Raw genomic sequence first — 21,977 nt, 5'->3', positions numbered from 1 at the left:
GCGAATGTTCCTATTGAGCAACTTTGGGCGTTCGCAGCTCGAGGATCGCGTGTGCGCTTCCGGGGCGACAGGTGGGGGCGCGACGCACGGCGGCCTTGCGCCGCGGGCGCGGGCGGTATTCGTTCGCGCGAGTGGAAGCGCCCCGCGTCAACCTCTACCTCGTGGGTTTCGCCGGCACCGGCAAGAGCACGGTCGGCCGGCACGCGGCGCGCACGCTCGGCTACACGCTGCTCGACGTCGACCACGAGATCGAAGCGGCGCAGGGGAAGCCGATCCCGCAGATTTTCGCGGAGCAAGGGGAGCCGGCGTTTCGCGCGATGGAGCGCGCGTTCATCGAGAGCGGGCATCCGGCGGACGGTTGCGTAGTCTCGTGTGGCGGCGGATTGGTGGTGCAGGACGGAATGCTCGAGTTGCTCAAGGCACGTGGCGTGGTGATTTGCCTGCACGCGTCGCTCGCGACGGTTTTGGAGCGCACCGGACGCAACAATCACCGGCCGTTGCTGGCCGGAGAGAATCGCGAGGAAAAACTCCGCACGCTCTATGCGGCGCGCGAGCCGATCTATCGGCGCACCGGCACGATGGTTCTCACGGACTCGCGGCCGCTGCGCGAAATCGTCGCGCACGTGTTGCGCGTCTATCGGCAGGAAGCGCGCGAGTGGCGGCCGACGGCATGAGCGGGTCCACGCAGTCCGCGCTCGCGGGCGAGCGCCGGGAGGAATTGCGCGGTCGATTGCTCGCGTGTGGTTTCGACGTGGTGCGGTTCGCGTCGGCGGCGCCGGCGGGTGGTGAGGCCTTGCGCGCGTGGCTGGCGGCCGGGATGCACGCGGACATGGCGTGGATGGAGCGCACGGTGGGGAAGCGCGGCGACGCGTCGCTCGTGCTCGAGGGCGCGAGGAGCGTCGTGGTGCTCGGCGTGAACTATCGCGGGAGCGATGCGCTCGAGGAAGAGTTCGCGACGACGGTGCGGCCGCGTTGGGCGCGCTATGCGTTGCACGAGGATTACCACGACACGATGAAGCCGGGTCTCGCCGCGGCCGGGCGGGTGCTGGAGGAGTTCTGCGGCGCGGCGGCGACGGATTACCGCTACTACACGGACACGGGGCCGGTGCTGGAGCGCGGTTTCGCGGCGCGGGCGGGCGTGGGATTTCGCGGGAAGAACGGCATGCTTGTTTCGCGCGAGCACGGGAACTGGTTGTTCCTGTCGGTGATCCTGACGCGCGTGGCGATCGAGTCGGACGCGCCGCTGCGTCCGGAGCTCGCGCGGGCAACGGGCGACGAGCCGGCGGGGTTGTTGTGCGGCAAGTGCACGCGGTGCATCGAGGCGTGTCCGACGGCGGCCATCACTGCGCCGGGCGTGGTCGACGCGCGGCGGTGCATTTCGTATCAGACGATCGAGAACAAGGGTGTGATTCCGCGCGAGCTGCGCACGGGGATCGGCGCGCGGGTTTACGGGTGCGACGTGTGCCTCGAGGTGTGTCCGTGGAACCGGTTTGCGCGCGAGGGGCGTAAGACGTTGCTCGTGGCGCGCGAGGAGCTCGCGGGTCTGACGCTCGCGGAGTTGCTCGCGCTGACGCCGGAGAGATTCGCGACGGCTTTCCGGCGCACGGCGGTGAAGCGACTGAAATTATCGGGCCTGTTGCGGAACGCGTGCGTGGTGGCGGGCAATTCGGGCGATGCGGCACACGTGCCGGCGCTCGTTGGACTGGCGATGCATGAGCTGCCGCTGGTGCGGGCGCACGCGGTGTGGGCGGTGCGGAAGCTGGCGGGCGGACGCGCGGCGGAGTTGCTCGCGGCGACGCGCGCGACGGAGACGGACGCGGCGGTGCTCGCGGAATACGCGGGTGTTCCCTAGGGCCTTTTCTGTAGCCGGGCTCGCTGCGCCCGGTCGGCGCTGCTTCGCTTGGGAAAGCCCTTTTCCGGGGTCAGCGACCCCGGCTACATTATTTTTGGAAAATGGTGTAGATGCTCGCCTTCGTCCCGGTGGCGGTGGGGGGCGCCGACGTCCGACCGGGTCGGCGCTATTTCGCGGCGAAGAGTGCGCGCATGCGCTCGGCGAACACGGGCGGCGGGCGGACGGGCTCGCCCTTTTTGTTGATGAAGCTGTGGACGGTGAAGCCGGTGACGAGCAGCTCGTCGCCGCGTTTGACTTCGTAGTCGAGGCGGATGCGCAGGAGCGGTTTCTCGGCGAGGGTCGTGATGACCGTGATCTCGTCGTCGTAGAGTGCGGGACGGAGGTATTTCGCGCCGACTTCGATCACGGGCAGGAGGTAGCCTTGCGTTTCGAGGTCGCGGTAGACGATGCCGTGCTCCTTGAGGAGGTTGGTGCGGCCGACTTCGAACCAAGCGAGGTAGTTGCCGTGGTAGACTACGCCCATCATGTCGGTTTCGGCGTAGCGCACGTGAACGGTGGAGCGAGAGACGATCATTGCGGCGGGGGCGTGGTTGCGGCGGGCGCGGCGGGTTGTCCAAACAAGGTGAGCGCGGCGGCGTCCCAGGTGTGGCTGAGGGCGCGGGCCTGGCCGGCGGCGCCGAAGCGGCGGCAAAGCGCGGGGTCGTTGATCAGGCGAGCGAAGGCGGCGGTCAGCGCGGCGGAGTCGTCGGGAGGCACGAGGATGCCGGTCTCGCCGTCGATCACGGCTTCGGGCACGCCGCCGATGGCGTGGGCGACGACCGGCAGGGCGTGCGCGCCGGCCTCGAGGTAGACGAGACCGAAGCCTTCGATGCTGAGTTTGTGCGGCATGCTCGTCATCGCGAAGATGTCGGCTTGGGCGTAGATCGGGCCGAGGTCGGCGTCGGGCACGTCGCCGAGGAATTTGACCGGGAAGCCGGCTTCGGTGGCGGCGGCGCGGATGGCGGGTTCGTAGTTCTCTTTGCCGTGTCCGCCGACGATCCAGTATTCGAGCCGGGCCCGCAGGGGGGACGGGAGGGCTTTGAGGGCTTGGAGGACGCGGAGCTGGCCCTTGCGGGGGTGGATGCGCGCGACGGTGAGGATGACGATGCGGTCTTTCGGTGCGCGCGGCCCGGGCAGATTGGCGGATGCAAAGTCGGCGCGGAGTGCGCCGGGGGTGAGAACGACCTTGGGGGCGGTGTCGGGGAAGAGGTCAACGAGCAGACGTTCGGCGTAGCGGCTGACGACGCTGATGCGGTCGGCGCGGTCGAAGAGCCGCCGGGCGCTCGCGCGCATGAGCGGGCGCATGGCGAGTTTCAGAATCTCGGAGCCGTGGAGCGTGATGACCAGTTTGCCCGGGGGCAGAATGTCGAAGAACTGCAGGAGCGCCATCGACAGCAGCGGCCCCGGCTCGGGGACGTAGAGGGTCGCGTCCTCCCAGTGCTCGCGGTGGCGCAGGAGGTGGCGCGCTGTCCGCCACTGGTTGAGGAGGCTGTGGGAGCCGTCGATATTCAGCCGGTTGACTTGGAAAGGCCAGGTGGGCTCGGTCGTTTTGCTTGGGAGTTTCGGCGCCCAAACCTCCACGGCATAGCCCAACCGCGAAGCCGCCGCAGCCATCTCCGCGGTGTAGACCGCGATGCCACCGCGATGGGGAAAGAACTCGTGCGTCACGGTCACGAGGCGTGGCTGGGTAGGTTCGGACATGGGAACGTTGGGTTTAGGCTGGGGGAGGGTGCCGCCGCCAGCGAATTATTAATGGAGGCTTTGCGGGGCTTCGTTGTCGTAACGGCGGCACCATCGGCCACCCGGCCCCTAGGTTTTTAGGGTTTACACTCTCAGGCAGGTTCACCTAATTCTCCCCAAATGGCACAGGCAGTTAACAATCCTTCGGGATTTCAGCTCAAACCGTTTACTCCCGAGGATGATGCAAACCTTCGCGAGGCCTTGAAGCGTTGCTCCGCGGCGACTTACGAGGCGGCGGCTCAGTTCCGCAAAACCGGCAACACCGAGCACCTGCCCGCCATCGTCCTTGGCATCATTGAGCGCTTCGTCGAGCCCGACCTCCGCGCCAAGCTGAAGGACGCAGACGACGACCTGCGGATCATCGAGGACCTCGGCATCGATTCGCTGACGATGATGGAAATCGTCATCCTCGTGGAAGATGTGCTGCAGATGTCGATCAACAACGAAGAGCTGCGCCACCTCCGCACGGTTGGCGACGTGAAGACCTTCATCGAGTGCAAGGTCCGCGGCTTGCCCCTCCCGAAGCCCACCAAATTTCTCCCGATCGAGCAAATCGCGTCGATCATGCCGATCCAGCCGCCGTTCCTGTTCCTGAGCGAAGCCTCGGTTAGCGCGCACGGCGCCAACGCCAAATACAAGATCAGCGGCCAGGAGTTCTTTCTCCAGGGTCACTTCAAGGACAACCCCGTGCTGCCCGCCTCGATCATGCTCGAAGCGCTCGGCCAACTGGGTGTGCTCTTCCTCCTTGAGGCCCAGATCGGCGAAGCCGGCAAGACGGTCGACCCGAAGATGATTTTCTTCACCTCCTGCGAAGGCGTCCGCTGCCACCGCGTGTGCCGTCCGGGTGACGTGCTCAGTCTCTCGATCAAGCCGAAGCGCCTGAAGCTCCCGCTCGCCACCTTCGAAGGCCAGATTCGCGTCGGCCAGGAGAAGGCTGCGATCGCCGAGGAAATCACGCTCACCTTCGCCTTTGCCGAGGAAACCGCCCAGCCCGCCGCCGTCGCGGCGCCGGCCGACGCGGTCGGCAAGCAGATCGAGAGCACCGGCTCGCAGCCCACCGCAGCCACGGCCTGAGCGCGAGCTGGATGGCTTCCGTTTTGCACGGGCCTGTTGACCGGCCCGGCGAAACGCTCTTGAGTGTCCCGATTCTGTCGCCGGCCCCCGCTCGGCGACGCCCCTGACCTCACTCATGCGCAAAGTCTACATCACCGGCGTCGGCTTCATCACGAGCATCGGCAACGATCTCGCCACCGTCACGGAGAGCTTGCGCGAGTTGCGCCACGGCATGGTGCTCTACCCGCCGTTCCAGAAGCCGGACATCCCGGTCAAGGTCGCCGCTCCGATCAAGGACTTCCAAACCGACACGACCGACGCGGAGGACTGGAAATTTCCCGCCCGCTACAGCATTCGCCGCGAATTGCTCCGCGGCATGGCGCCGCACGGCGTCTACGCCTACTGCGCGATGCTCCAAGCCCTCGAAGACGCGAAACTCACCGAGGCCGACTACTCGAACAACGACACCGGCCTCTACGCCGCGTCCGGTGGTTCACCCTTCCTGCTCGGCTACTACCTGGAGCGCCTGCGGAAATTCGGCGTCATGCGCTGCCAGCCGCTCGGCATCGTCGCGTCCATCGCCGGCACGGTTAACTTCAATCTCGTCTCGCATTTTAAGATCAAGGGCGCGTCCACCGGCTTCTCCTCCGCTTGCGCTTCGTCGGCCCACGCCCTCGGTTTCGCCTACGACGAAATCACTCTCGGCCGCCAGAAACGCATGTTCGTCGTCGGCGCCGAAGACGGCAACGTCGAGAGCATCCTGCCGTTCGCCGGCATGCGCGCGCTCTCCGTCCAAACCGATCCCGCGCAAGCCTCGCGCCCGTTCGACGCGGCGCGCGATGGCTTCGTCGGCACCGGCGGCGCGACGGTCGTGGTGCTCGAGAGCGAGGAAGAGGTCGAGCGCCGCGGTGCGAAAATCTACTGCGAAGTCGCCGGCTGGGGCCAGGCCTCCGACGGCCACAACGTCGCCATCTCGCACCCCGAAGGCACCGGATTGCGCATCGCGATCGAAAACGCCTTCAAGGCCGCCGACATCACGCCCGACCAAGTCGACTACGTGAACGCCCACGCCACCTCGACGCCCATCGGCGACATGTCCGAGGCGCGCGCCCTCAAGGCCATTTTCGGCAACGCCCCGACGCGTCCCGCCATCAGCAGCACGAAGGCGCTGACCGGCCACGGGCTCTCGCTCGCCGGCGCGATGGAGGCGGCGTTTTGCGCCGTCGCGATCCGCGAGGGCTTCATGCCCGGCTCGGCGCACATCACGAAACTCGACCCGGCCTGCGAAGGACTGAACATCATCCGCTCCACGCTGCCCAACCGCCCGAACGTCGTGCTCAGTAACAGCAGCGGCTTCGGCGGCGCCAACGTCGCCCTCGTGCTGAAGAGCGTCTGAGCCGCCGATGAGCGCCGCCCCGCTTTCGTCGCGCTACCGCACCGCCTTCGTGACCGGCGCCAGCACCGGACTCGGGCTGGCCTTCACGGAGATGTTGCTCGCGGAAGGCGTCGAGGTGTGGGGCACCGCGCGCGATACAAAACGCCTCGCCCCGCGCGAGCGCTTCCACGCCGTCGCGCTCGAACTCGGCGACGGCGCCGCGGCCGAGCGCGTTTTTCTCGAAGCGGACCGCGCCGCCGGTGGCTTCGATATCGTGATCAACAACGCCGGTTTCGGCGCCTTCGGCAGTTTCGCCGAGACCGATTTTGCGCTCTGGCAACGCCAGCTGGAAATCATGCTGGTGAACACCGCGCGCCTTTCGCACGCGGCGCTCCGCGGCCTACTCGCGCGCAAGCGCGGCGTGCTGGTGAACATCTCGTCGCTCGCCGCCGAGTTCCCGATGCCCTACCAGGCGACCTACAACGTCGTGAAGTCCGGCCTCAGTGCGCTGAACGAGAGCCTGATGTTCGAGACCGCCGGCACCGGCGTCGCCGTGATCGATTTCCGCCCGGGCGATTATCGCACCGATTTCGAAGGCGCGGTCGTGCGCCCGGAAAAACTCGCCGACGCCAAACAAGAACGCGTCTGGGCCGCGTTCCACCGTCTGATGGAGGGCGGCCCGGCGCCGGCACACGCCGCCGATTCCCTCCGCCGCGCCCTGCAACGCGGCCGCAGCGGCACGGTGCGCACCGGACGTTTCTTCCAGGCGGTCGTCAGCCCGTTCCTCGCGCGTTTCGGTTCGCTGTCGCTCCGGCGCGCGATCATCGGCAAATACTTCGATCTCTGACATGGCGCGCGTCCGCATCCTCATACTGACCTCCTCGACCGGCGCCGGCCACGACGCGCGCGCCCAAGCCTTTGCCGAGTGGTGCTTCGAACTCTACCGCCACGACGTCGACGTGCGCATCGAGCAGATGCTCGAAAAGTCCTCCACGTTTTTCCGGTGGGGCGTCGAGTTCTACAACTGGATCCAGAAAAAGTCCCCGTGGATCCACAAGGCATTCTTCCTCTTCGTCGAGCTGCTCAGCCTCCTGAATCGCCGCTCGGTTTCCTGGGGCCGCCGCTACTACGAGAAGGTGCTCCTCGACTACCGGCCGCACCTCATCTTCAGCGTCCACGACTGCCTGAATCGCGGCTACTTCCAACTCGCGCGCAAAATGCTCGGCGCGGACAAGGTGCGCTGTGCGACCTATTGCGGCGAGTTCTCCGGCGGCTTCGGCTACAGCGTGAACTGGGTCGAGCCGACGGCGGACCTCTACATTTCGCGCACGCCGACCGCCAGCGACTATGCCGTGAAACTCGGCATGCCCCGCGAGCGCACCCGCGTCCGCGGCCACCTCATGCGCCCGCGCGCGCACCTCGAGGTGCTCAAGACCGCGAGCGCCAAGCGCGATTATCTCGTCGACACTCTCGAGCTGCGTCCCGACCTGTTCACGGTCTTCCTCGCGACCGGCGGCAACGGCGCCAACAACCATCTTGAGCTCCTCCCGCGGCTCCTGCCCTACGGCGACCGCGTGCAGGCCATCGTCATCTGCGGCCGCAATCGCGACGCCTACAACGACGTGCTGCACTGGCGCAACGAGCACCCGGAACTCAACTGCTTCGTCGACGGTTTCTCCGAGGAAGTGCACCTGCTCCTACAGGTGAGCGATGCGACCGTCACGCGCGGCGGCACGACAACTTGCGCGAAGGCGCTGCACTTCGAGTGCCCGATCATTTTCAACGCCTTCGGCGGTGTCATGCCTCAGGAGGAACTCACGGTGAAATTCTTCCGCAATGGTCACGGCGCGGAGATCATCCGCAACGCCGACGATTTCGCCGCGCTGATCAAGCGCTGGCAGGAAACGCCGCAGGATTATCGCGAGCTCCGCGAGCGATTCCTTTCGCTCCGCTACGACGAGGAGCCGACGACCGTCATCACCGAACTCGTCGACCTCGCGCAACAAGTCAGCGGCACCCGCCTGAAGCCCCGCGCGTTCCCGCCGCCGAAGACGAAATAGACGCGTGAAATTGAGTGGGCTCGTGGCCGGAAGCGTCCGCTCAATCGAGAGCGAACTGAATCGCCACCTCGCTCGCGCAGCGAACCGGCACGCCATCTTTTCGGCCCGGGGCGAATTTCCATTGAAGCACGCACTGTTGTGCCGGCGCGGCAAAGCCCGGATGGGTTGCGTTGACGACTCGGGCGAGCTGCACTGAACCGTCGGGTTCAACGATGAACTCCACGCGAGCTTGCCCAGTGATCTTTTTCTCCCGGAGCTCGATGGGGTAGTTCGGCGCGATTCGCCGTATGGGCACGGGCAACGAGTCGTTCGCGTTCTTCGCCGGGTCGAGCGCCTGCAATTGGCCGAACAGAGGACTGGACGGGCCACGGTCGGGCTTCGGCGGCGGAGGTTGCGACGCGCAGCCGGCGAGAATCCATGCAACTAGGGTGACTGATGGGAGATGAAACCAGCGATTCATCGGGCGGATTCGGCATCAGACGATGCACTTGGGGAAAAGTCGGAGCGAGCAGGATCGCATCTTTTTTGTGTCCCTGCGAGCCGCTTCGTGGCTAGTTCATCGGCTGCTTGCCCGCTCGCCCGCTCAAAGTCGCGTTTCTGTTCACGACCTTTCCGAAGACCTCGGAAACGTTCCTGCAGCGCGACGTTGCGGCATTGATCGACCACGGCGTCGACGTGCGGCTCTACTCGCTGTGGGGTGGCGGCGGTGAGTTTCGCGGCCGTCCGGTGCGCACCTTCAATCTCTGGAAGCTCGTGCCGTTGTTCGTGTTCACGATTCCGTGGAACTGCCTGCGGCGTCCGCGCATCGTTCGCGATCTCTTCGAGGGCGTGATCATGCGCGCCCCACCGGCGTGGCTGAATTTCTGGGAGAACATGCTCGGGGCCGGTTTCGCCGGGTGCTTCTACCGCGAGTTCCGCCGCGATCCGCCCGATCTCGTGCACGGCGCGTGGGCTGGCGCGCCCGCGACGGCCGGGTGGTTGCTCTGGCGCATCCTCGGTCTGCCGTTCAGCTGCGGTGCGCATGCTTACGATCTCTATGAGCACGGCGGCGACTGGTGGCTGCTCGAGAAGCTGCGCCTCGCGCGCTTCGTGCAGACCTCGACCGACACTGGCCGGCAATATCTCATCGAGCATGGCATCGCGGCGGAGAAAATTTTCTCCATCCGTCGAGGCCTCGCGGAGTTTCCCGCGTTCAAACCGCTGCGCGCGTCGCGCCGTCCGCTGCGCCTGCTCTGCATCGCGCGGCTCGTGGAGAAGAAGGGACTGCATCACCAGCTCCGCATCTACGCGGCGTTGCGCGATGCTGGCTTTGCATTCGAGGCGCGCATCGCGGGCGATGGGCCGCTGCGCGAGGAATTGCGCGCGCTCGCGGCCTCGCTGGGTCTTTCCGCGCACGTGAAATTCCTCGGCCAGCTGCCGCACGAGCAAATCTGGAGTGAACTCGCCTGGGCCGACGTGCTGCTGCACACCGGCGTGGTGGCGCCGAGCGGCGATCGCGACGGATTGCCCAACGTCATCCCCGAAGCCATGGCCGCCGGAGTGCTGGTCGTGAGTTCGCCGGTGTCGGCGACGGTCGAAGCCGTGCAGTCGGAACGCACCGGTTTGGTGTGCGATGTCGACCTCCCGGCGGCGTGGAAAGTTGCGCTGGAGCGCCTCGCCACCGACGACGCGCTCGCGGATCGCTTGCGGCGCGGAGCGCGGGCATGGGTGGAGGAAAATTACGACGCGCGGAAAAACACCGCGCGCCTGCTCGAACTCTTTCAGTCGGTGGCCCGGCGATGATCTACTTCGACGTCACCAAAATGCACGCCGCCCGCCAGAAGTCGGGCCTGACGCGCGTGAGTTCGCGCCTGCTGGCGGAGATGCGAGACGCCGTCGTGCCGGTAGCGTGGAGGAAAGGGCGATTCGAAACGGTCGAGGCGAAGGCCCGCATCGTGATCTTCCACGCGAGCGACTGGCTGCTGACGGTCGAGCTATTCAGCGGGGCGGAGCGACCGGGCTTTCGCGAGTTCATCGCGCGTCCGCCTTGTCGGCTTGCGGCAATTTTCCCGGACGCGATTCCGCTGACGCATCCGCATATCACTTGGCCGCACAGCGTGCAGCGTCATCCGGACTACATGAAGCTGCTTGCCGGCTTCGATCGCGTGTGGGGCATCTCGCGCGCGGTGGAGCGTGATCTCACGGGCTTCTGGGCGTGGCAGGGCGCGGCGGTGCGGGCGCAGACGGGCGCGGTGGAACTCGGTTCGGATTTCGACGGCTCGCCGCGCGCGAGCGTGGCAACGGCGGTGCCGGCGCGCGGGTCGTTTCTCTGCGTGGGCATCATCGAGCCGCGCAAAAACCAGATGTTTCTGCTGGATGCGGCCGAGGCGCTGTGGCGCGCCGGAGCCGACTTTGACCTGCACATCGTCGGGCGCGTGAATCCTCACTTCGGCGAGCCGATCGTGAAGCGCATCAAAACGCTCGCGAAGCGGGAGCGCCGCCTGCAGCTGCACGTGGCCGCGAACGACGCGAAGCTCCGCGAACTCTACGCGAACGCGAGCGCGGTGGCGTTTCCGACGATCGCGGAGGGTTGCGGCCTGCCGGTGATCGAGGCGCTGTGGCGCGGCGTGCCGTGCGTGTGCAGCGACTTGCCGGTGTTGCGCGAGAACGCCGATCACGGCGGCTGCGTTGTCGCAAAGACGAACGATCCCGGCGACTGGACGGCGAAACTAGGCGCAATGCTGAGCGATGCGACGCTGCAAAGGCGGCTGCGCGCCGAGGCTGTCACGCGGCCGTTGCCGACGTGGAGGCAGGCGGCCGAGGTCTTGTTGAGCGGCTTGCGCTGAGCGCGACGCTCAGAGCTGCTTCACCGCGTAGGCCATCGCGGCGTGGATCTTTTCCAGATCCTCGTCGCTGTGAAGCGCGGAGACGGCGGTGCGGATCAGGTCCTTGCCCGGGGGAACCGCGGGCGCGATGGACATGACCGTGAAGACGCCCTTCTCGAGCAGCGCCTGCCAGAAGCGGTAAACCAGTTCCTTCGAGCCGAGCACGATCGGCACGGCGGGCGTTTCGCTGTCCCAAGTGTCGAGGCCGAGGCCCTTGAGCATCTCGCGGTAACGCTTGGTGTTCCGCCAGAGACGTTCGAGGTGCTGCGGCTCGCTCTGCATAATGTCGAGCGAGGCGGAGGCGGTGAACGCCATGCTCGGGCTGATCGCCGCGCTGAAGAGCGTCTGCTTCGAGTTCGTGCGGAGATACTCGATGAGGTCCTTGCCGCCGGCGACATAGCCGCCGGTGCTCGCGAGCGACTTGGACATCGAGCCGCAGATGATGTCGACCTTCTCGTTCAGCTTGAAGTGGTCGACGGTGCCGCGGCCCTGATGGCCGAGCACGCCGAAGCCGTGAGCGTCGTCGACCACCGTGAAACAGCCGGCCTCTTCGCCGAGTTGGGCGATCTCGGGCAGGCGGCAGATGTGGCCTTCCATCGAGTAGACGCCTTCGACGACGAGCATTTTCGGCGTGCTGAAGGGGATGCTCTTCAGCACCTGGCGCAGGTCCTCGGGGTTGTTGTGGCTGAAGCGCTCGACGGCCGCCATCGAGAGGCGCACGCCGTCCCAGAGGCAGGAGTGGATGTTCTTGTCGGCGACGATGGTGTCGCCTTTCTGCGCGAAAGTCGCGACCGCGGAGCAGCAGGAAACGTAGCCCGCGACGCTGATGTGGCAGGCCTCGCGGCCGAGAAACGCGGCGAGCTTTTCCTCGAGTTCGACGTGGTAGGCGCGCGAGCCGTTCGAGATGCGGGCGCCCGTCGTGCTCGTGCCCCACTTTTTGGCGGCGGCGCCGGTGGCCTCGATGACCTTCGGATGGAACGACAGGCCGAGGTAGTCGTTGCTCGAAAGCATGATCATGTCCCGCCCTTGCAGCCGGATGTGCGTGCCCTGTTGCGCCTCCATCGCGTGGTAGTAGGGCTTGTATTTCAGGCGCATCTTCGTCGCGTAGTCGTCCTTCGCGCGTTCGATGATCGCCTTCTTGGTCTTGGTGAAGAGGGAGAGGGCCATGGATATCCGCCGCTGACTACGCGGCGAAACGGAGGGGTTGGCAACCGCAAAGGCCGAACTTCAGTCGCGGCGCGGCAGCGCGGCCATCCAGCCGAGTAATTCGCCGGCGTAGTCGCTCCACGAGCGGAATTTGCGCGCGCGCGCCTGCGCCGCCAGATCGGCGGCGAGCGCCGCATCACCCAACAACTGACGCATCGCGGTCGCGAGATGGTCCGCGTCGGGTCGATCGAGCAGCAGCACGCCGCCACCCCGCGCGGCCTCGCCGAGCGCGCCGTGCCCCGAGCCGATGCACGGCCGGCCGTGTTGCAGGCTCTCCACGACGGGCAGGCCGAATCCTTCGATGAGCGATGGGTAAACCGTGAAGGCGCAGCGCGCGTAGGCGGCGTGCAGTTTCTCGTCCGAGACGGGGCCGTGATGCGTGATCTTGCGGCCGCTCTCGCGCAGCGTCGCGATCCGCGCGAGCGCCGGCGCGGCGGTGTCGGCGCGGGCGAGGCCGATCAACTCGAGTTCGAAATCGCGACCTTCGCGCCAGAGCGTCTCGGCGGCCTCGAGGAGCGCGAGGTGGTTCTTGCGGCCTTCGATGGTGCTGACGCAGAGCACGCGTGGCGCGCCACCGCTATTCGCGGCGCCGAGGGCCCCCGTGGGCACCGGGTCGACGCCGTTGGGGATCGCGCACACGGGCGGCGTCCGCGCGATGCCGGCCCAGCGCCAGAAATCGCGCAGGCTCGCCGCCGAATCCTCGGAGACCGCAGCGATGCCGTCGAATTGCGCGAGCTCGACGAGGTAGCCGGGCAGTCGCGCGACGGTGGCGGGCGGAGTGAGTTCGGGGAATTTCAGCCCGATTGCGTCGTGGAAAACCGCCACGCGCGGGCCGCGCACGCGCGCGAGCAGCGCGGGGAGTTGGGCGGCGACCTTGGTGGAGAAAAGTTCCGGCACCACGAGGCCGCGGGCCGGCGGCAGTTCGCCGCTGCGGCCCAGCAGGCGCCGCGCGCGCCCGGCGAGTTTCTGGGTCAGCGTCCACTTTGCGCCGCGCGAGCCGCTGCCGCCCCCGGAATCGCGCAACGTGGCGAGTTCCTGCGCCGTGAGACCGCGCCACGCGTGCTCGTGCGGATCGAAGCAGATCGGCGCGGCTTGCCCGCGTTTTTCCAGTTCGCGGAACAGCGAGCGCACGACGCGCTGGATGCCGGTCTGCGCGCGCGTGTGGCTGGTGTGAGTGGCGTCGAGGAGGATCATCGGCGACAGCAGTCGGTAGTGTCTGCGGTGCGATGGCGCGAACCTGCGCGTGGTCCGATCATTCCGCTGGACGCACCGCGAGCCAGCGTAGCGCAAGCCCTTGGCGCACTTTCGGTGACGCGTCGGCGTCGGGTGCCCCGGGGGGCGGCGGTGCGGGCGTGGCGTCAGGGAGCACAAGCTGGATGACCCCGAACGGCCGGGCGTTCCACATGGCCTTTCCCACGACCGCGCGGATCACGCCGGGCTCAGTGAAAGGCGAATCGAAGATGAGCTGGCCGTTGAATAGCAGCTGGCAGCGCTGATGCGGAGCCTTGCCGGATCCGGTGGTGTAGGGAAGTGCCACCACTTCAAGAAACACGTCGCGTGTCGCGGGCTGCGCACGAAAGATCAGCGCGGCGTGCTGATCTGTGATCGGTGTGAGGGTATCCGTCGCCGTGCCGAGTCCCGTCGCAATCACATTCAATCCGCGCCCTCCGGTGCGAAAATCGAGTCGATCTCCGGTGGGGTTGACGGCTTCGGTAAACCTCCGACTTGCTCCCTTCTCGAGCTCGAGGATGGGTTCGGCGCTCGTGGTCTTGTCGATGGCGGCTTCGCTGACGAACCACATGTGCCAGATGCGGATGGCCTCAGAAACGTGTAAACTGGGGCGGGCGGAGAAGATCGCGGGCTTGGCATCCGGTAGCGACAGTTCGAGCACCGCACGGCGACTGGCGTTCCACAGCGCGGCCGGAATGGTGACGGTGGGCAGCGTGCGCGCAGGCGTCAGCGCGAGTTCGCCCACGCGCGTGCCATTCCAACGAATCTGGACGCGTTGCTGCGGGGAATTCCACGCAGCGATGTCTAACAAAAGTTGCACGTCGCTGCTGGTGGGCTTGGGCGCGAAGAGAAAGCGAACGGCGTTCTCGTCGGAACAGGCTGAGTCGACGTTGCCCGTGGTGAGGCCATTGATGACGTGACGGAAGGCGTTTTGGTTGAGGCCGAATGAGAGAGTGGCGCCGCGTGGGTCTACAACGGCGGGTTCTGCCGCAACGCTCAATTTCCGCGGCGCTGGCACGCGGCCCTCGCCTGCACGGGAGAGCCACCAAACGTCGGCGGCGTTTTCGGGCGCCGGGCCGAGATGACGGATGTCATGCTCGCGACCGAACATAAAGTTCCACGATTGTGCGGTGTAGAATGGGATCCCGTTGCGCTGCAATTCCAGAGCGACCGCGGCGGCCGCGGGCCAAGTCTCGTGTTCAAAGACGAGCAACTTGGCGCGTTTACCCGGGTGTTCCTGCAGGAGCCGGGCGACCGTGTCGCGCACTGCGCGGCCTGTTTCGTCATCGTTCAGCGGGCGAGCGGCAAAGCCTCGCGTGAAACCGACGGCGGCAAAGCACAGAATCAAGACCACCGCCGTCGGCGATTCGCGCGGTGGAAACAGAGTGAGAACAACTCCGAGGCCCAGCACCGCGCCGAAATAATAGACGCCGTAGTAGAAGAACCCGTTGAACTGATACATTGGCCCGGCTTGGAGCAGTCCCCAAATGGCGCAAAGGCTCATCGTCAGGGCGAACATGAGATAGGCCGCGGCGATGAAGCGGCGCGGCGCCTCGGCCAAACGATCGCGGCGAAGGAAAAAGAGCGCGGCCGGTGCCAGAAGTGCGAGCACCCAGAGCGCCAGGCGGAGAGCGTTAAACGCGAAGAACTGTGCGGTCGCGTCGCCCAAGTGCGTGAGAATTTCTTCCTGATTGGTCGCGTAGGTTGTGAACGACAGGAAATAAAGGAATGACTGCAGCAGCGTCTTGCCGTGGCTCGCGTTCGAAAGAAACCGCCCGAGAATGGTGGCGACATTCGACTCGGTCCCGTAGCGGACCACATCGATGGCGAGCGGCAAAACGAAGATACCGATGCAGGCGACGCAAAACCACAGCGTGCGACGGTGTGCCCGCAGTTCCGCCCGCCAATCAATGCCACGCCGGCGCCCTTCACGCCAGTTGGCAAAGAGGGCGACCCCACCCAACGCTCCGACGAACAGGGGTTGAGCGACGTGGCCGTGGAAGAGAAATCCGCCGGTCAGAGTCATCACGGCGACGTCGCGGGTTCGCCCCGCGGCGACAGAGCACGCCGCCGCGAGAAAGCAGAGGAATGGCATCAGCAGCACGTGCGGCGGCCAAACACTGGTGAAAGCTCCGAAGGTGTTGGAAAAGTGCCACGCCCCAAGCACCAGCGCCCCAGGCAAGAGATAAGGCGAGGTCAGCCAGCTTTCCACGATCGCAAGGGCGAGGACGAAGCAAGCGACCTGTAGGATCAGCGACCCCAGGATATGCGCATTGTGGGGAGCCGGCGTGACGCCGAAAGTGTCGTGGAAGATGAACTCGGACGCGGCGTAGACGTAGAAGAATGCGGGACCTGGATGATTGAATTCGAACCGCGAGTAGTTGCCGTAGATTTCGCGCAGGTGCTTCGCGTTCGTCGTCTGCAAGCTGTTCACCGCGCTGTCGCCTTGTTCGAAAATCGGTGTCTCCACCAGCACGCCTTGCCACGCGGCGAGCAGGGCCACCAGCAGCACGCAGGCGGCCAGCGCCGTGATGCGCCAGACGGATCGCGGTTGGGTGAAAAGGAGCGACATGAACCCGATAGCGTGAGGTGTAAGCTGATTTCAGCGCAATGAGTTTTTGGTCACGACTTCAGCGCAGCGATCGATTATGGAGAGGACACCGGTCGCGGCGCGAGCAAAGCGAAGTCGCTTCCCGTCAGCAATCGCGCCTGCCCGGTGCCCACGGTGTCGGCCCATTCGCGGCTAACCAATCGCGGCGCTCGCGTGTCATGCGGTGATTCGAAAGCGACGGACTCATGCGCATATCCACCGCTTTGCGCGCTGCCGGCAGCGAAGCTGATCGTGACGTCTCGAAGAAAATAGGTTGCCCACATGCTGTGGAAGAATGCCCATTGAAACGTGTCCGCCTCGATCACCACTCGTTCCACGCGGGCATCGCGTAACGCGGACCCGAGATCGAGCCAGTCGCGGTGAAGGGTCTTCCGGCCGCTCCACTTCCAATTGTCGGTGAAAACGACGACCTGAACGTAGGCGAAGAACACGATTGCAGCGGCGATGACGCCTGCGCGCGAAAGCCGAGCGTTCAAGGCGCCGGCTAGAGCAACGACGCCGACGGGCAACACCGATGCGATGAAGATCGCCGAAAATTGGACGGTTTTTTGCCAGCCGTAGAGGAAGCCCGTCTGCGCTGTGTAGCCCGCGAGAACCAGTGCGCCGAGGAAGAGCGCCAGGAGCCCGACTCGATCACGCGAACGAGCAACGACGAAGCCGAATGCCACGATCAAGCCGAGCGACGCAAGCGCGCCCCCGACCACCCCGAGTTCGGTTCCGACTTTGGAGGACAAGCTGAGCAGTGCGGGGATGAATTCCGACGGCTCGGTCTTGCCGAGCACGTTGGCCCAGTTCGTATTCGCTCGTGCGCTTGCGAACGAGACGCCGAAGCCATGCCACGCGCGCACCGTCGTGGCAGGATTGATGAGCGCACCGAGCGTGCTCGCGCTGAAGAGCGCGGCGATCGCCCACGCTTGCGTGCGCGGTTCGCCAACGACGCGGCGCAGCGTCAACGCGCCCGCGGGCAAGAGCACGAACGGCGCCATCTCGGGATAGCTGCAGAGCAGCGCATGAAACGCGACCGCGGCGACACCGACTTCGAGCACACGATCACGTCGCGCAACGGCGCGAAAAGAGTGCTCGAGTCCGAGCACGAAGGTGGTGCCAGCGAGCATGCCGAGGAGATTGGGCAGGTTCTCGTTGTGGTGGAAGAAGGCAAACAGCGGCTGGGCGGCGCCCAGCATTGCGAGCATCACGCCGGTGACGCGGTCCACGATGAAGAAACGGATCACCAGGTAACACGCCGCGAGCCAGACCGAGAACAGGGCGGCGGAAGCGAACAGATAGGCGCGCAGCGGCGAGGTCTGCGTCAGCGAAGCGCACAGGGCGACCCATGCTTCGGATCCCATGCGTCCCCAGCCAGGCTGCCAGCCGGCGATGGCGGTTGTGACATTCAGCCACGGGTGTTCAGCGTTGCGCGTGAACAGGGCGAGGTAGTTGCTTTCGCGCAGCCGTTCCGCGCCCATGACCCAGAAAAACGCATCGTGGTTTGCCGCGCCGCCGTAGAACAGCACGTCGGAGCGTATCAGCGGAGCTAGTAAGATCGCGAGAAACAGCGCCGCGCTCAACGCAACCACCGCACCGCGACGCGAAAACCACAACCCTACCAGTTCGCGCGCGTCGCTGCGCACCACTCCCGGCAACGAAAGCCCGGCAGGCAGCAGGCAGATCCACGCGCCGAATCCCCGCAGCGGCACGAACGCGTTCACGGCGGCGGCAGCACACAAGAGCAGGCAGAGGCCGATGAGCAGGCTCCACGCGAGGCGTTCGCCGGGCGTTGTCCCGAGTCGTCGGCCGCACCACGCACCGAGCAGCCACAGCGCGACGGGTGCGCCCGCGAGGATGAGCAGTCCGGTCAGCATCGAAAGATCATTGAAACGCGATCAAATGGCGGTGCATCTCGGTTCGACCAGCTCACTGGCGGAGCCGGCGGCGAACTCGAACATGCATCAGGGTTTTGGAGCGATTCGCAGGTTGCTCAACTTGAAGCCTAGAATGCGGGAGTCCGCGTTAGACGGGCGGACCGCCCGTCCGTTGAACCGAAAGGTCACCAAATTCGAACCGGGTTGCAGGGTCAGGAACAAATTCGCTTTAGGAATGGGCGCGGGACCGGCATTCACGCGCCAAACGATCTTGCGGTTGAAGTTGGCGATGAGCACGCCGGGCCGCAGCGCGCTGGCCTCGAGCGTCAATTCGGCAGCTTGCGGCTCATGACTCGACGACCAGATGAGCAGAGTCGCTTCGTTGCCGGCCCAGCGCCAAGAATCGCTGGAGTCGTGCTCAAGGGGAAACCAACCTTCACCGGCGTAGAGGTGGAACTGGTCTTCTCTCACGAGCGTCGTGTGCCACGGATCGGACAACCGCGCGTCGTTGAGATCCGGCAAACGTGGTGTGTGGACAGGCTGGAGGGCGAAGACGATGTGTTCACCGGCTTGCACCAGGACTTTTTTTCCGAGGGCTTTGAGCTGTGAACGCAGTTGTGCGCCCCCGTCGGAAAATGCCGATTTGTTAAGATAGAGCGCGGCGTAGCCGGCTTCCTCGAGGGCAGCGCAGAGAAGATCTGTGGGCAGCGTGGCGACGTAGCGTTCCCACCGCAGCGCGCGTTCGTTTGCGAGCAGGCCGTAGCTAAAGCGCGTTCGCTCGGTGAACAACCAAGGCCGAAACAGTTCGTAGTCGGTCATGGCGTGAACAGGAGGTTGTTCCAAAAAGGGGACGGCCGGCAGTTGGAAGACAGCGGCGCCGGCCGGCAATTGTGTGTCCAACGCCGCACCCACTTCCCGATCAATCGCGATTTGGTTGGCGAGGGCAGCGTTCGCCGAAGACGAGCGCGGCTTGGGCACTTGATCCCAAAGGCCGATCGCCACCAGCGCCGTGGTAATCACGACGGCCGCGACGGGGGAGACGCGGCGACCGGCGCGCGAGGCCCATGAGGCGAGCGCGAACAGCGCCAGCGCCAGCAAGTAAATACTGTAGCGATTGCCCGCGCGGAACAGGTCGAGGCCGCCGAAAGCCAGCAGGCTGTTGATTCCGCCGATCACGAAAAAAATCGTGATCCCGGAAAATGCCGCCGCGTAGCCGGGGCGCGCGCGCGGACCACCCCGGCGCCAGCGCCGCACGATCGAGCCGATCATGCAGAGCAGGCCCGCAAGGCCTGCCAGACCGAAGTAAGGAGAAAACAACTCGCCCTTGAAGGTGCTTACCGCGGCATAGCGCTCGCCGATTGCGCCCACCTCGCCCCAGCGATGCGAAGGTGGCGGGATGAACCACTCGATGGGTCGGAGACCGTAGAGTTCGGTGGCAGCATAGTTACGTTCCAGTCCGGAATCTCCGCGCAGCATGGCCAGCAGCGAGCTGTAGTTCAGTAACACCAGCGTGCCGAAAAAAATGGCAAGGCAGATGCCGCCCCACCGCAAGTTCGCGCGGCGTCGAGCCGTGGCCGCTTGGTAGGCCAGCGCCCCCCCCATCAACAGGCAGTAGGCGAAGCCAAAATAGGGATTGCCCATGCCCGTCGCCACTGCGGTGGCGATCCCAAACCAGCGCCAGCGTGCGAGTCGCAGCAATTGATGTCCGCTGCCGATTAACCACACGTGCAGCAGCTGAGCTGGCACGACGTAGGCGAGCGTGAAGGAAAAGTGCGACAGGCTCCGGTGCAGCAGATAGAAACTGAACCCGAACAAAACGGCCGCGCCGGTGGCAAACGGCGTGCGATGTCCCAGCGCGCGACTGCAAAGATAGAATACTGCCACTGCGCTGAGGTGGGCGAACAGCAAGGCTAGGTTACTGGCTGGGATCAGCCCAATCGTCGCGCCGATCTTCCCGAAGAGAATAAAGAGCGGTGCATCGGGCATGGGGTAGCTCGACCAATCGGCGCCCCATGGTGCGCCGATCGGAGGCATGGTTTTATCGAAGAAGAACGCCAGGCCGAGTTGCCCGGAGAGTTTCAGTCGCGCCAGGACTTCCAAAGCATCGATCGAATACGCGGCCGGCAGTTGCCACGCGCTCCACCGCCACAGGCCTGTGGCCCAGAGCGCCGTGCCCACGATCGCGGCTGCGGTTAGCGAGCGGTAGAGAGCGGTGCTTTTTTCAACGCGCAGTCGCATGTGTAGTCGCCGCGAGGATGGCAAAAGAGACAGGGCAGGCCATCCCTTTCTATGCCGACATTTTGCGAGCTCGCGGTAAATCTCGTCGCCTCGTGGATCGCGACGGCTAATTTTCCGCGCCGTGCACGACGACGAATACCGCAAGATGGCCGACGTTGAGGACGTCATGTGGTATTACCGCGCGCTGCATCGCCACGTCGCGGCAGCGCTGCGTGGAGTGGCGGAACCGGATGCGAGGATTCTCGATGCCGGATGCGGCACCGGCGGCCTGTTGCGGCGGCTCGCCGCGACGAGTGCTCGCTGGCGGCTGGAGGGACTGGATTTTTCGGCGATCGCCGTCGAGGCGGCGCGGGTGCGCACGGGTCTGCCGGTGACGCTCGGCTCGGTGACGGCGCTGCCGTTTGCGGACGGGCAGTTCGATGCGGTGGTGTCGTGCGATGTCGTGTGTCAGGTGCCGGACGGTCGTGCGGCATTGGCGGAGTTTCGGCGCGTGCTGAAGCCGGGCGGCGCACTGGTGCTGACGATGCCGGCGTATCGCTGGATGCATTCGTATCACGACCGCCAGGTGGGAAATCTCTGGCGCTGCTCGCGGGGCGAGCTGAACGAGCTGCTGCGCGCCAGCGGGCTGCGTCCGACGTGGTCGAGCTATTGGAATACGACGACCTTCCCGTTGGCGGTGGTGCGGAGGAAACTCTTTCCCGCCCCGGAAGGAGCGAGCGATGTGTTTCTGTTTCCGCCGGCGATCGAGCGTGCGTTCGATGTGCTGATGCAACTGGAAAACGTCTGGCTGCGGACGGGCAGTGCGCTCCCGTTCGGCAGCTCGGTGATCGTTGTGGCGCGGGGCGTTGACAGAGCGGCGGCGGCGTGGTGATTTCGCCTTCGCTCATGTCGACCCCGGACCAGCCGGCTCTCAGCTTCGTCATCCCGCTTTACTACAGCGTCGAGACCATTCGGCCGCTGGTGAAGGAAATCGAGGCGCTCACGATCGCCGGCGGGCACGAGATCGTCCTGGTGAACGATGGTAGCCGTGATGCGACGGCGACGGTCTGCCGCGAGCTCGTGCGCGAGGCGCGGGTGCCGATCACGTTCGTGAATCACGCGCGGAATTTCGGCGAGCACAACGCCGTGCTGACGGGCTACCGCCATGCGCGGGGACTTCATGTGGTGAATCTCGACGACGACGGGCAGAATCCGCCCACGGAGGCCGTGCGGTTGTGGGAAAAGGCGCAGGCGGAGGGACTCGATGTCGTCTATGGTCACTACGCGCAGAAGGAGCATTCGCCGTTTCGGAATTTCGGCAGCTGGTTCACCAATCGACTGACGGACTATGTGCTCGATAAGCCGCGGGGCTTTTATCTTTCGAGTTTTCGGTGCGTGAGCGCATTCGTGGCGAAGGAGGTCGCGGGCCACGAGGGCCCGTTCCCGTATATCGACGGGCTACTGCTGCAGGTGACACAGAGCATCGGCTCACTCGAGGTGCAGCATCGGGCGAGACAAGCGGGACAAAGCGGCTACACGCTGCGCCGTCTGTTGCGACTCTGGGCGAGCACGTTCGTGAATTTCTCCGTGATGCCGCTGCGCATCGCGACGCTGCTCGGGCTCGTCATGGCAGCGGGGGGACTCGCCGGCCTCGCGATCGTCTTCTATCTGCGCTTCATGAACGACGGCCCGGGATACGGCTGGGGTTCGCTGATGGGCGCGCTGCTGGTGTTCTCCGGCACGCAGTTGGTGATGCTCGGACTGATTGGGGAGTATATCGGCCGGATGTTTCTCACGGTGAATCGCCGGCCGCAATCGGTGGTGCGCTCAGTTGAGTGTGGCGGCCCAGTGGCCTGAACCCCGCTAGG

At 65.5% G+C, this 21,977-nt stretch carries 18 protein-coding genes; 10 read left to right on the top strand and 8 right to left on the bottom strand.

Going from position 1 to position 21,977, the window contains the following annotated elements:
- Nucleotides 1-131: 131 nt before the first annotated feature.
- Both HZA32_19080 and queG read left to right on the top strand, forming a co-directional pair.
- Nucleotides 132-674 carry a shikimate kinase gene (locus tag HZA32_19080; GenBank protein MBI5426182.1) on the top strand — a complete coding sequence of 181 codons (543 nt, stop codon included), beginning with the start codon at nt 132-134 and terminating at the stop codon, nt 672-674.
- Nucleotides 671-1,852, top strand: coding sequence for a tRNA epoxyqueuosine(34) reductase QueG (queG, locus tag HZA32_19075; protein ID MBI5426181.1), 1,182 nt, complete (start codon nt 671-673; stop codon nt 1,850-1,852). The genes HZA32_19080 and queG overlap by 4 nt, the downstream gene beginning before the upstream one ends.
- Nucleotides 1,853-2,018: 166 nt before the next feature.
- Here queG and HZA32_19070 read toward each other — a convergent pair whose 3' ends face one another.
- Nucleotides 2,019-2,426, bottom strand: a complete 408-nt coding sequence (locus HZA32_19070; protein ID MBI5426180.1) for an acyl-CoA thioesterase — start codon at nt 2,424-2,426, stop codon at nt 2,019-2,021.
- Nucleotides 2,423-3,592 carry a glycosyltransferase family 4 protein gene (locus HZA32_19065; GenBank protein ID MBI5426179.1) on the bottom strand — a complete coding sequence of 390 codons (1,170 nt, stop codon included), beginning with the start codon at nt 3,590-3,592 and terminating at the stop codon, nt 2,423-2,425. Before HZA32_19065 ends, HZA32_19070 begins: the two co-directional genes overlap by 4 nt.
- A 159-nt stretch (nt 3,593-3,751) precedes the next feature.
- Between HZA32_19065 and HZA32_19060 the strand changes: the two genes are divergently transcribed.
- The 4 genes from HZA32_19060 to HZA32_19045 all read left to right on the top strand — a co-directional run bounded on the left by HZA32_19060 (nt 3,752) and on the right by HZA32_19045 (nt 8,119).
- Nucleotides 3,752-4,705, top strand: a complete 954-nt coding sequence (locus HZA32_19060) for a FabA-like domain protein (protein MBI5426178.1) — start codon at nt 3,752-3,754, stop codon at nt 4,703-4,705.
- Nucleotides 4,706-4,820: 115 nt separating this feature from the next.
- Nucleotides 4,821-6,080, top strand: coding sequence for a beta-ketoacyl-[acyl-carrier-protein] synthase family protein (locus HZA32_19055; GenBank protein ID MBI5426177.1), 1,260 nt, complete (start codon nt 4,821-4,823; stop codon nt 6,078-6,080).
- Between the two features lie 7 nt (nt 6,081-6,087).
- The gene (locus HZA32_19050) at nt 6,088-6,906 is read left to right on the top strand and encodes an SDR family NAD(P)-dependent oxidoreductase (protein MBI5426176.1); all 819 of its coding nucleotides are present in this window, start codon (nt 6,088-6,090) and stop codon (nt 6,904-6,906) included.
- A 1-nt stretch (nt 6,907) separates the two neighbouring features.
- The gene (locus HZA32_19045; GenBank protein MBI5426175.1) at nt 6,908-8,119 is read left to right on the top strand and encodes a glycosyltransferase; all 1,212 of its coding nucleotides are present in this window, start codon (nt 6,908-6,910) and stop codon (nt 8,117-8,119) included.
- Between the two features lie 40 nt (nt 8,120-8,159).
- Here HZA32_19045 and HZA32_19040 read toward each other — a convergent pair whose 3' ends face one another.
- Nucleotides 8,160-8,579 carry an energy transducer TonB gene (locus tag HZA32_19040; protein MBI5426174.1) on the bottom strand — a complete coding sequence of 140 codons (420 nt, stop codon included), beginning with the start codon at nt 8,577-8,579 and terminating at the stop codon, nt 8,160-8,162.
- 107 nt (nt 8,580-8,686) lie between these two features.
- Here HZA32_19040 and HZA32_19035 point away from each other — a divergent pair, with 107 nt between their 5' ends.
- Nucleotides 8,687-9,901, top strand: coding sequence for a glycosyltransferase (locus tag HZA32_19035; protein ID MBI5426173.1), 1,215 nt, complete (start codon nt 8,687-8,689; stop codon nt 9,899-9,901).
- Nucleotides 9,898-10,944, top strand: a complete 1,047-nt coding sequence (locus HZA32_19030) for a glycosyltransferase (protein MBI5426172.1) — start codon at nt 9,898-9,900, stop codon at nt 10,942-10,944. The genes HZA32_19035 and HZA32_19030 overlap by 4 nt, the downstream gene beginning before the upstream one ends.
- Nucleotides 10,945-10,953: 9 nt before the next feature.
- Here the strand turns inward: HZA32_19030 and HZA32_19025 are convergent, their stop codons facing one another.
- The 5 genes from HZA32_19025 to HZA32_19005 form a co-directional block, all read right to left on the bottom strand.
- Complete coding sequence (locus tag HZA32_19025; protein MBI5426171.1) at nt 10,954-12,150, bottom strand: aminotransferase class I/II-fold pyridoxal phosphate-dependent enzyme; 1,197 nt, start codon at nt 12,148-12,150, stop codon at nt 10,954-10,956.
- A 60-nt stretch (nt 12,151-12,210) separates the two neighbouring features.
- Nucleotides 12,211-13,383, bottom strand: a complete 1,173-nt coding sequence (locus HZA32_19020) for a glycosyltransferase (GenBank protein MBI5426170.1) — start codon at nt 13,381-13,383, stop codon at nt 12,211-12,213.
- Between the two features lie 58 nt (nt 13,384-13,441).
- Nucleotides 13,442-15,991, bottom strand: a complete 2,550-nt coding sequence (locus HZA32_19015; GenBank protein ID MBI5426169.1) for a hypothetical protein — start codon at nt 15,989-15,991, stop codon at nt 13,442-13,444.
- Nucleotides 15,992-16,065: 74 nt separating this feature from the next.
- Complete coding sequence (locus tag HZA32_19010; protein MBI5426168.1) at nt 16,066-17,598, bottom strand: hypothetical protein; 1,533 nt, start codon at nt 17,596-17,598, stop codon at nt 16,066-16,068.
- A gap of 381 nt (nt 17,599-17,979) precedes the next feature.
- Nucleotides 17,980-20,130, bottom strand: a complete 2,151-nt coding sequence (locus HZA32_19005) for a hypothetical protein (GenBank protein MBI5426167.1) — start codon at nt 20,128-20,130, stop codon at nt 17,980-17,982.
- 121 nt (nt 20,131-20,251) lie between these two features.
- Here HZA32_19005 and HZA32_19000 point away from each other — a divergent pair, with 121 nt between their 5' ends.
- Both HZA32_19000 and HZA32_18995 read left to right on the top strand, forming a co-directional pair.
- Nucleotides 20,252-21,001 carry a class I SAM-dependent methyltransferase gene (locus HZA32_19000; GenBank protein MBI5426166.1) on the top strand — a complete coding sequence of 250 codons (750 nt, stop codon included), beginning with the start codon at nt 20,252-20,254 and terminating at the stop codon, nt 20,999-21,001.
- A 14-nt stretch (nt 21,002-21,015) separates the two neighbouring features.
- Complete coding sequence (locus tag HZA32_18995) at nt 21,016-21,966, top strand: glycosyltransferase family 2 protein (GenBank protein MBI5426165.1); 951 nt, start codon at nt 21,016-21,018, stop codon at nt 21,964-21,966.
- The last annotated feature ends 11 nt before the right edge of the window (nt 21,967-21,977 follow it).

The organism is Opitutia bacterium, assembly GCA_016217545.1.
Classification (GTDB): domain Bacteria; phylum Verrucomicrobiota; class Verrucomicrobiia; order Opitutales; family Opitutaceae; genus Didemnitutus.
The sequence above is the reverse complement of the archived record's forward strand: the minus strand, read 5'-3'. Positions and strand labels throughout refer to the sequence as shown.